The following is a 9284-nucleotide window of genomic DNA, read 5'->3' as shown; positions in this document are numbered from 1 at the left end:
CGCCGGCGCAGCTCGCCGCCGGGCGCGGGCAGGCGGCCGAGAATGCGCTGCCGCTGTACATCCGCGACAAGGTCGCCCAGACCACCGACGAGCGCGCGGCCCTGCGCCGCCAGCAGGCTGCGTCGGCAGCAGCGCAAGCAGGGGAGGCCGGCCGGTGAGCGCGGTGTTCAAGTCGATGGAAGCCGGGTTCGAGCCGATGGCCGAGAACCGGCTCAGCGAGGTCGTCGCCGTCGAGCAGGTGGCGTACGCGCACCCGTGGACGCGCGGCAACTTCGCCGACTCCCTGCGTTCCGGCTACCAGGCGCAGCTGCTGTGCGCGGGGGGCACGCTGATCGGCTACTTCGTCGCAATGAAGGGCGTGGACGAAGTGCATCTGCTAAATATCACCGTCGCGCCCGCGCAGCAGGGCCAGGGCTGGGGCCGGCTGATGCTGGACGCGCTGGCGCTGTGGTCGCGCGGCGAGGGCGCGCAATGGCTGTGGCTGGAGGTACGCGTGAGCAACCAGCGCGCGCAGCGCGTCTACGAACAGTACGGCTACCGCCGTGTCGGCGAGCGCAAGAACTACTATCCGGCCGCGGGCGGCAAGCGCGAGGACGCCATCGTCATGAGTTACCGCCTATGAGCCGCCGGGCCGCCCCAAGGCGAATCCCGCAGCGCGCAGCGCGGAGGGTATTCCTATGAGCATGCAACTGGACGCACGCCAGCGCGCGATGCTGGCCGAGATGGGCGTGCAGATGTTCACGCCGCCGCAGCGCACCGAGGCGCTGGCACCGGCGCCTGAAGCTGCCGTGCAGCCGCAGCGTGCGCGCGTGGCGGATGTGCCGACGCCTGTTGCGCCGCAAGCCGCGCCTTCGATCGCGCGGCCGGCCGAGGTGCCGGTGGTGCGCCCGGCTGCACGTCCTGCGAATGCCATCCCGATCGCGCTTGAACCGCGCGCCACCGGCATCGAGACCATGACCTGGGACGTGCTGGCAGAAACCGTGTCCGGCTGCCGCGCCTGCAAGCTGTGCCAGAGCCGCCGCAACAAGGTGTTCGGCGTCGGCGACACGCGACCCGACTGGCTGGTGATCGGCGAGGCGCCGGGCGAGAACGAGGACCTGCAGGGCGAGCCCTTCGTCGGCCAGGCCGGCAAGCTGCTGGACAACATGCTGCGCCCGCTCGGCGTGAGCCGCAAGCACAAGGTCTACATCGCCAACGTGCTGAAGTGCCGCCCGCCCGGCAACCGCAACCCGGAGCCCGAGGAAGTGGCGCAGTGCGAGCCGTTCCTGCGCAGGCAGGTGGAGCTGCTGCAGCCGCGCATGATCCTGGCAATGGGCCGCTTCGCCGTGCAGTCGCTGCTGCAGACCACCGAACCCATCGGCCGCTTGCGCGGCCGCGCGCACCAGTACAACGGGGTGCCCGTGGTGGTGACGTATCACCCGGCCTACCTGCTGCGCAATCTGCCGGACAAGGCGAAGGCGTGGGCCGACCTGTGCCTGGCACTCTCCCTCATGGAGCACTGAGAAATCGCCGCGCGATTTCTCAGTGACTGATCAGTGCGTTCGGGCCCGGCGAAGCCGGTTCCCGTCCGCAGGAGGGACCGCGCTGCACGTTGTTTCGCGCAGTCCGTCGAGTTGTCCCTCCTGACCCCCTCCTCGCAGAGGCACTGGAGCGGGCGAAACAGCGTGCAGCACGCGCCTTCTTGAGAAGAGGAGCCGGCTCCGCCGGGCCTCTTCTCACTGATTGGCTAGACAACTCTGAAAAGCCGTGCAGCGGCTTTTCAGAGTTAAAACCGTGGCAGATCCGGATGCGCGAGCTTGCCGCCGCGCACCAGCATCTTTCCGTATTCGGCGCAGCGGTTCAGCGTGGGGATCAGCTTGCCCGGATTCAGCGTGCCTTGCGGATCGAAGGCGCGCTTCACGCCGAACATCTGCTCGCGCTCCTCGGCGCTGAACTGCACGCACATCGAGTTGAGTTTTTCAACGCCGACGCCATGCTCGCCGGTGATGGTGCCGCCCATCGCGACGCTGGTTTCCAGGATGTCGGCGCCGAACAGCTCGGCGCGGTGCAGCTGTTCGGCGTCGTTGGCGTCGAACAGGATCAGCGGATGCAGGTTGCCGTCGCCGGCGTGGAACACGTTGGCGCAGCGCAGCCCGTATTTCTTTTCCATCTGCTGGATCGCCAGCAGGATGTCGGCCAGCCGCTTGCGCGGGATGGTCGAGTCCATGCACATGTAGTCGGGGCTGATGCGCCCCGACGCGGGAAACGCGTTCTTGCGCCCGCTCCAGAAGCGCAGCCGCTCGGCCTCGTCGCGGCTGACCGCCAGCGCGGTGGCGCCGGCCGCGCGCAGCACATCGCTCATGCGGCCGATCTCTTCTTCCACTTCCTCGGGCGTGCCGTCGCTCTCGCACAGCAGGATCGCCTCGGCATCCAGGTCGTAGCCTGCGTGCACGAAGTCTTCCACGGCCGCCGTCATCGGCTTGTCCATCATCTCCAGGCCGGCCGGGATGATGCCGGCGGCAATCACCGCCGCCACCGCGTCGCCGGCGTGGCGCACGTCGCCGAAGCTGGCCATGATGCAGCGCGCGAGCTGCGGCTTGGGCACCAGCTTCACCGTCACTTCGGTGGTCACGGCCAGCATGCCCTCGCTGCCCGTCAGCACGGCCAGCAGGTCGTAGCCGGGCACGTCGAGCGCGTCGCCGCCGAACTCCACCGGCTCGCCCTCGACGGTGAAGCCGCGCACCTTCAGCACGTTGTGCAGGGTCAGGCCGTACTTCAGGCAGTGCACGCCGCCGGAGTTCTCCGCCACGTTGCCGCCGATGGTGCAGGCGATCTGGCTGGACGGGTCGGGCGCGTAGTACAGCCCGTACGCCGAGGCGGCCTCGCTGATGGCGAGGTTGCGCACGCCGCACTGCACGCGCGCCGTGCGGCTGGCGGGGTCGAGTTCCAGGATGCGGTTGAACTTGGCCAGCGACAGCGTGACGCCCAGCCGGTGCGGCATCGCCCCGCCCGAGAGCCCGGTGCCGGCGCCGCGCGCCACCACCGGCACCCGCAGCGCGTGGCAGATCTTCAGCACCTGCCGCACCTGCGCTTCGTCTTCCGGCAGCGCCACGGCCAGCGGGCGCTCGCGGTAGGCGGTGAGGCCGTCGCATTCGTAGGGCGTGGTCTCCTCGCGGTGCCACAGCAGCGCGTGGGCGGGCAGCGCTTTCTGCAGTGCGCGTACCACCTGTGCCTGGCGATCGGCCTCGCTTTCGGCGACTGCCAGCAGGTCGGGACTCACCAAGGTGTTCATGCTGCGAACCTCTCTACCGCGTCGTCGTCGAATTCGATGCCGCTGCCGGGCGTGCCGTCCACCACGGCGCAGCCCTGTTCCAGCACCAGCGGGCGCTTGAGCACCGGGTTCCACCAGTCGGCGTATTCCAGCCAGCCGGCGGTGGGCGACGCCATCAGCAGATGCGCGCTGATCTCCGGCCACAGGTGGCTGGAGACCGGCACGCCGTAGGCCTGCGCCAGCGCCGCCACGCGCATCCAGCCGGTGACGCCGCCGACCTTCATCACGTCGGGCATCAGGTGGCCGCGCACGCCGGCGTCCAGCGCATGGCGGAAGTCCAGCGGACCCACCAGTTCTCGCCGGCCTGCAGCGGTGTGCGGGTCTGCGCGGCCAGCCGCGCGAACGCGGGGAAGTCGTGCGCCGCGACAGGCTCCTCGATCCAGGCGAGGCCTTCGGCGTCCAGCGCCTGCAGCCGCTGCCCGGCCTCGGTAGGCGACAGGCTCTGGTTGTAGTCGACCATCAGCTGCATGTGCGGGCCGGCGGCGGCGCGCATGGCGCGGATCACGGCGATGTCTTCGGCCAGCGTGGGGTAGCCGATCTTCGCCTTGATGCCTAACAAACCGCGCCTGGCCCAGTCTTCGGCGGCGCGCGCGGAGCCTTCCACGCCGTCGTAGCCGATGCCGCCGTAGGCGCGCACCGGCCGCGGCTGGCCGCCGAGCAGCTGCACCAGCGGCAGGCCCTGCGCGCGCGCGAAGGCGTCCCACAGCGCCATGTCGATGCCGGCCAGCGCCATGCCGACCAGGCCCTGCGCGCCCAGCATCTTGAAGCGGGCGTGCAATGCATCGGACACCGCGGCGGGCGCGAGCGGCTGGCCGGCGGCGAGCGGCTCGATGTTCTTCATCAACTCCGCCGTGGGCTTCAGCGCGGCGGGCGTGTAGGTGAAGGTGATGCTGTGGCCGGTGATGCCCGCATCGGTGCGTACCGAGAGCAGCACCAGCGGCGAGACCGCGACGACGCCCGAGGCGGTGCGGTGCGGCGGCATGGGCACGCTCGCGCAGCGGATGTCGAAGCCGGCGATCTTCACCGGAACACCACCGTCTTGTGGCCGTTGATCAGCACGCGCCGCTCGCTGTGCCACTTGACCGCGCGCGCCAGCACCTGGCTTTCGGTGTCGCGGCCCATCGCGGTGAGCGTGTCCACGGTGTGGCCGTGGTCCACGCGCGCCACGTCCTGCTCGATGATCGGGCCTTCGTCGAGGTCGGCCGTCACGTAGTGCGCGGTGGCGCCGATCAGCTTCACGCCGCGCTCGTGCGCCTGGTAGTAAGGCTTGGCGCCCTTGAAGCTGGGCAAAAAGCTGTGGTGGATGTTGATCGCGCGGCCGGCCAGCCGGCGGCACATGTCGGTGGACAGGATCTGCATGTAGCGCGCCAGCACCACCAGCTCGGCGCCCTCGCCCTCGATCACCTCGAGCTGCCGCGCCTCGGCCTGCTCCTTGGTCACAGCGGTCACCGGGATGTGGTGGAACGGGATGTTGTAGCTGGCCGCCAGTTGGTAGAACTCGCGGTGGTTCGAGACGATGGCCCGCACGTCCAGCGGCAGCAGGCCGCTCTTCACCCGGAACAGCAGGTCGTTCAGGCAGTGGCCTTCCTTGCTCACCAGGATCACGGTGCGCACCGGCTGGTCGCCGGCGTGCAGTTGCCAGGTCATGCCGAACGGCTTGGCGAAGAACTTCAGCTGCTCGGACAGATCGCCGTTGGTGAGCTGGTCGCAGGCGAAGCGCACCCGCATGAAGAACAGGCCGGTGCCGCGGTCGTTGTATTGCGCGGCCTCCTCGATGTTGCCGCCGCGCTTGAGCAGGAAGCCGGAGACCGCATGAACGATGCCCGGCCGGTCGGGACACGACAGGGTGAGTATGTAAGCTTGGGTCATACCCGATGCATTGTGGCAGGCCGACGCGGTGCCAAAATGCCGGCTCGCACACCGCTCCAGGAGATCGCATGGCCGACAAAGATTTCAACATGGACAACCAGTGGTTGCCCTTCACCCCCAACCGGCATTTCCGCAAGGAACCGCGCGTGTTCGTGGGCGCCGACGGCATGCACTTCACCACCCACGACGGCCGCAAGGTGGTCGACGGCATCTCCAGCTTGTGGTGCGTGGGCGCGGGCCACCGCCGCTTGCCCATCAACGAGGCCATCAAGACCCAGCTGGACACGCTGGACTACGCCACCGCCTTCCAGGCCAGCAACGACAAGGCGTTCGAGGCCGCCGAGGCGATCGCCGGCATGGCGCCGGGCGACCTGAACCGCGTGCTGTTCTGCAACTCGGGCTCGGAAGCCGCGGACACGGCGCTGAAGGTGGCGCTGGCCTACCACCGCGCGCGCGGCGAAGGGCACCGCAACATGTTCATCGGCCGCGAGAAGGGCTACCACGGCGTGGGCTTCGGCGGCATGAGCGTGGGCGGCATCCCGTCCAACCGCAAGGTGTTCGGCACCTCGCTGCTGCCGCGCGTGGACCACATGCGCTTCATCCACGATCCGGCCGCCCACCCGTACATCCACCACCAGGAACCGGTGTGGCAGGAAGACATCCTGCTGGAGCTGGAAAACCGCATCCTGCCGCTGCACGACCCGGCCAACGTGGCCGCGGTGATCGTCGAGCCGATCGCCGGTTCGGCCGGCTGGTACCTGCCGCCCAAGGGCTACCTGAAGCGCCTGCGCGAGATCTGCGACAAGCACGGCATCCTGCTGATCTTCGACGAGGTCATCACCGGCTTCGGCCGTCTGGGCACCAACTTCGCCGCCGACTTCTACGGCGTGGTGCCCGACATGCTGACCTTCGCCAAGGCGGTCACCAACGGCGTGATCCCGCTGGGCGGCGTGATCTGCCGCGACAAGCTGTACGACGCGATGATGAAGACCGACGCGCCCGAGCACGTGATCGAGTTCTTCCACGGCTACACCTACTCCGGCCACCCGGTGGCCTGCGCCGCCGCGCTCGCCACACTGGACCTGTACAAGCAGGAGGGCCTGTTCGCGCGCGCCGGGGAAATGGGCAAGGTGCTGGGTGATGCCTTCCATTCCACCTTCAAGGGCATGCCCAACGTCATCGGCATCCGCAGCCTGGGCCTGGCCGCCGCGGTGGAGCTGGCGCCGATCGCGGGAACGCCCGGCAAGCGCGGCTACGACATCTTCCTGGACTGCTTCAAGAAGGGTGTGCTGGTGCGCCCCGCCGGCGACGTGCTGGTGTTCGCACCGCCCTACATCGTGGAAAAGCAGCACATCGACCAGATGGTGAACACCCTGGCCGATGCGATCAAGGCGAACGCTTAAGCGGCGCCTACCCGAGCTGCTTGCGCAGCTCCGCGCAGTAGTCCTTGCCCGTTTCGTGCGGCGGCAGCACCAGCTGCCGCACGCGCACGCCCGGCGGAAGGTAGTGCGGCACGCCGAGGTCCGGGTCCACGTGCCCCGCGCCGGCCACCAGCACCACGGTCTTGCCGGGGCGGCTGGCCTCGGCCAGGGTCTGCGCCATGCTGCGGTCGCGGGCGATCTGGATGCGCGTCATCGGCGGGATCTGCCGTTCCGGCAGCAGCCCGCAATGGCCGGCGCGCACCGCCTGCTGCTGCGCCTGCAGCGAGGGCTCGGGCAGCAGCACGTCCAGCTGCGGGTCCTCCATCGCTTCGCGCAGCATGTCGCGCGGCAGGTTGGCGCCCAGCACCGGCACGCCGGCGCGCACCGCGGCCATCACCACCGGCGCATAGACGTCCCAGGGCCAGCTCGGCGCATTCCAGCGCAGGGCTTCGCGTACCTGGGCTTCATCCGCGCCGGCGGGCAGCCCGGCGGTGCTGGTGCCCTGTTCGGCCATCTCCAGCGCCAGCGCCGCCAGGTGATCGCGCGCGGCCAGCCGCTCGACCCATTCGCGCTGCAACTTCCGGTGGCCGGGCGCATCGTGCTGCTCGCCAAGCAGCAGGGCGTCGCCCACGGACAGCATGGCGCAGCCCGGCAGCAGCAGGGCTGCAGCCAGGGACAAGGTCGAACTCAGGAGGCGATGCATGCCGCATCGTAGCCGCGGCAGGCGTTCGCGCCTGCGCAGGTCAGGCCTGGATGCCGTGGCGGCGCAGCATGGCGTCGAACATGCGCTGGGCGTTGTTCTCGTCCTTGTCCACGTTCATGCCGGCCTGGGTGGCGGGCACGCGCTGGAGAAACTCCAGCGAAATCGGCCGGTTCGGGCCGGTGCCGGCGTCGCTGGCCAGCTGGATTTCGCAGGCGCGCTGCAGCGTCCACAGGCGCTGGAAGCATTCGGCCACCGTAGGGCCAACGGTGAGCAGGCCGTGGTTGCGCAGGATCAGGAAAGCCTTGCGCCCGAGCGATGCCACCAGCCAGCTGTTCGTCCAGGCCGGTGGTGACGCCTTCATAGTCATGGTAGGCCACCTGGCCGTGCAGGATGGCGCTGTAGAAGTTGTCGTGGCGCAACCCGCTTTCCTTGCAGGCCACGGCCACGCCGGCAGTGGTGTGCACGTGCATCACGCAGTGCGCGTCGGGCCGCGCCGCGTGGATGGCGCTGTGGATCACAAAGCCGGCGCGGTTGACCGGATAGGGGCTGTCGTCGACGGCGTTGCCGTCCACGTCGATCTTTACCAGGTTGTCCGGCGTGACCTCGGTGTAATGCAGCCCGAAGGGATTGATCAGGTACTGAGGGCGGCCGCTGTCCGCGCCTACCCGCAGGGTGATGTGGTTGTAGATGCCTTCGGCCCACCCCATGTGGTCGAACAGGCGGTAGCAAGCCGCAAGCTCGCGGCGGGCACGGGCTTCATCGGCAAAAACAGTGGAAGACATCGAACTGGCCATGCGTTGGTCAGTGGATGATCAGCGGCATCAGTGGATCACCAGGGGGTTCTGCGCCAGCTCGGCATAACCGTCGAGCGTGGCTTCGACTTCTTCCTGCGTTGGCGTGTTCATCTGCCAGGCATTGATCTGGCGCTGGAAGGCCTCGGCCCAGGAGCCGTCGAGGTAGACCTCCTTGTTGGAGCGCTTGTCGACGATCTCGAAGCCATGGCGCACCACCTCGGGCAGCGTCTCGCCCTCGGAGGCCTCGTTGGCCTGCAGGTGCACGACGACGAAGGAATCGGAGTCATAAAGCATTTGCATGGTCGTTTTCCTATTGCCTGTAGTTGGCAACGTTCGGCACCGTTTCAAGGTTGTCGGGCTAAACGCCGGACGGCGGGTGCCGTTCCATGCCATGCCTTCAGGTTACGACCTGGGCAAACTCAGCTTTTGTCGGTGGAGGACCAGCGCAAATCAGACGAATCTCCGTTGGGCTGCGTCAGACGCAGGCGCACAGGGGCGTAATCCATGCGGGGCGCGAGCCACAGTTCCACCTGCTGGTCGAACTCCTTGCGAGGATTGCGCTGCAGCTTCAGCGCGCGCACCTTGCCCCCAGGCAGCGTCAGGTCTTCCTCGCCCTGCACGGTGAACACCCAGGTCTCGGCGTCGCGCGTGCTCGCGGTGGGAATGGCGATGGCGGTCCCCGGCTGGTAGCGCGCCGGGTCGCCCGCCACCAGCATGGTCAGCTGCACCAGCACGCTCAGGCGGTCCTGCATGCCGGGCTGCAGGGGCTGCTCGGGGCGGTTGTTGCTGAACACCAGCTTGCCCTGGCCACGCTCGAAATGCGTGGCTTCCTCGTTGCGGCTGCGGTCGGAAAAACGGCTCGGCGCCAGTCCCTCCGCGGTGATGGCGCCCGCGCTTTCCTGCACGCGCTTGGTCAGCAGGGTGCCGTTGACCTCCATGCGCGCCTCGTAGGTGCTGCCGTCGTGGCGCCAATCGAGCTGCGCGCGCGCGGGCAGCGTCAGGCCGCGGGCGTGGATGGTGACGTCGTAGTGCACCCGCACCGGGTCGGGCAGCGCGGTGGGCTGCACCGGTATGGCGCTGATCTCGGGCATGGGCGCAAGCACGGGTGCGGGCGCGGACGCCGCGGCCACTGCTGCCGATGCGGGCTGGGATGCGGCTGCAACCGGCGGCGCGGCTGCGGCCTGTGC

General features: G+C 68.8%; 8 protein-coding genes and 3 pseudogenes. 4 read left to right on the top strand and 7 right to left on the bottom strand.

The genetic code is table 11. The features are described from left to right. The 3 genes and pseudogenes from H0U68_RS12065 to H0U68_RS12055 form a co-directional block, all read left to right on the top strand. Positions 1-158: pseudogene (locus H0U68_RS12065) on the top strand (tRNA (adenosine(37)-N6)-threonylcarbamoyltransferase complex dimerization subunit type 1 TsaB); the annotation flags it as partial. Next, positions 155-622 carry a ribosomal protein S18-alanine N-acetyltransferase gene (gene rimI / locus H0U68_RS12060; RefSeq protein ID WP_296355867.1) on the top strand — a complete coding sequence of 156 codons (468 nt, stop codon included), beginning with the start codon at positions 155-157 and terminating at the stop codon, positions 620-622. The pseudogene H0U68_RS12065 and the gene rimI, both read left to right, overlap by 4 nt. Before the next feature lie 55 nt (positions 623-677). Next, positions 678-1502, top strand: a complete 825-nt coding sequence (locus H0U68_RS12055) for a uracil-DNA glycosylase (RefSeq protein ID WP_296355865.1) — start codon at positions 678-680, stop codon at positions 1500-1502. A 263-nt stretch (positions 1503-1765) separates the two neighbouring features. Here H0U68_RS12055 and H0U68_RS12050 read toward each other — a convergent pair whose 3' ends face one another. From H0U68_RS12050 to purU, 3 genes and pseudogenes are all read right to left on the bottom strand, one after another. Beyond that, complete coding sequence (locus tag H0U68_RS12050) at positions 1766-3271, bottom strand: FAD-linked oxidase C-terminal domain-containing protein (protein ID WP_296355863.1); 1506 nt, start codon at positions 3269-3271, stop codon at positions 1766-1768. Further along, positions 3268-4298: pseudogene (locus H0U68_RS12045) on the bottom strand (enolase C-terminal domain-like protein). Before H0U68_RS12045 ends, H0U68_RS12050 begins: the two are co-directional and overlap by 4 nt. Before the next feature lie 32 nt (positions 4299-4330). Then, on the bottom strand, positions 4331-5179 hold the full coding sequence (gene purU / locus H0U68_RS12040; RefSeq protein WP_296355861.1) for a formyltetrahydrofolate deformylase: 849 nt from the start codon (positions 5177-5179) through the stop codon (positions 4331-4333). A gap of 68 nt (positions 5180-5247) precedes the next feature. Here purU and H0U68_RS12035 point away from each other — a divergent pair, with 68 nt between their 5' ends. Beyond that, the gene (locus H0U68_RS12035; RefSeq protein ID WP_296355859.1) at positions 5248-6582 is read left to right on the top strand and encodes an aminotransferase class III-fold pyridoxal phosphate-dependent enzyme; all 1335 of its coding nucleotides are present in this window, start codon (positions 5248-5250) and stop codon (positions 6580-6582) included. A 7-nt stretch (positions 6583-6589) separates the two neighbouring features. Here H0U68_RS12035 and H0U68_RS12030 read toward each other — a convergent pair whose 3' ends face one another. The 4 genes and pseudogenes from H0U68_RS12030 to H0U68_RS12015 all read right to left on the bottom strand — a co-directional run bounded on the left by H0U68_RS12030 (position 6590) and on the right by H0U68_RS12015 (position 9227). Further along, entirely contained in the window at positions 6590-7303 is a 714-nt protein-coding gene (locus H0U68_RS12030) for a ChaN family lipoprotein (RefSeq protein ID WP_296355857.1), read from the bottom strand. Positions 7304-7343: 40 nt separating this feature from the next. Then, positions 7344-8097, bottom strand: a pseudogene (locus tag H0U68_RS12025) (class II aldolase/adducin family protein). Between the two features lie 27 nt (positions 8098-8124). Then, positions 8125-8397, bottom strand: coding sequence for a DUF3567 domain-containing protein (locus H0U68_RS12020; protein WP_296355855.1), 273 nt, complete (start codon positions 8395-8397; stop codon positions 8125-8127). Positions 8398-8516: 119 nt separating this feature from the next. Further along, entirely contained in the window at positions 8517-9227 is a 711-nt protein-coding gene (locus tag H0U68_RS12015) for a DUF3108 domain-containing protein (protein WP_365731480.1), read from the bottom strand. Positions 9228-9284: the final 57 nt, after the last annotated feature.

It is taken from the genome of Ramlibacter sp., from assembly GCF_013697775.1.
In the GTDB taxonomy this organism is placed as follows: Bacteria; Pseudomonadota; Gammaproteobacteria; order Burkholderiales; family Burkholderiaceae_C; genus Ramlibacter.
This window is presented reverse-complemented; position numbering and strand designations above follow the sequence as displayed.

Bases quoted from the DNA above. Each gene is read 5' to 3' on its own strand.
- H0U68_RS12055 (WP_296355865.1), top strand. From the start codon at position 678: ATGAGCATGCAACTGGACGCACGCCAGCGCGCGATGCTGGCCGAGATG.
- H0U68_RS12050 (WP_296355863.1), bottom strand. From the start codon at position 3,271: ATGAACACCTTGGTGAGTCCCGACCTGCTGGCAGTCGCCGAAAGCGAG.
- purU (WP_296355861.1), bottom strand. From the start codon at position 5,179: ATGACCCAAGCTTACATACTCACCCTGTCGTGTCCCGACCGGCCGGGC.
- H0U68_RS12035 (WP_296355859.1), top strand. From the start codon at position 5,248: ATGGCCGACAAAGATTTCAACATGGACAACCAGTGGTTGCCCTTCACC.
- H0U68_RS12030 (WP_296355857.1), bottom strand. From the start codon at position 7,303: ATGCATCGCCTCCTGAGTTCGACCTTGTCCCTGGCTGCAGCCCTGCTG.
- H0U68_RS12020 (WP_296355855.1), bottom strand. From the start codon at position 8,397: ATGCAAATGCTTTATGACTCCGATTCCTTCGTCGTCGTGCACCTGCAG.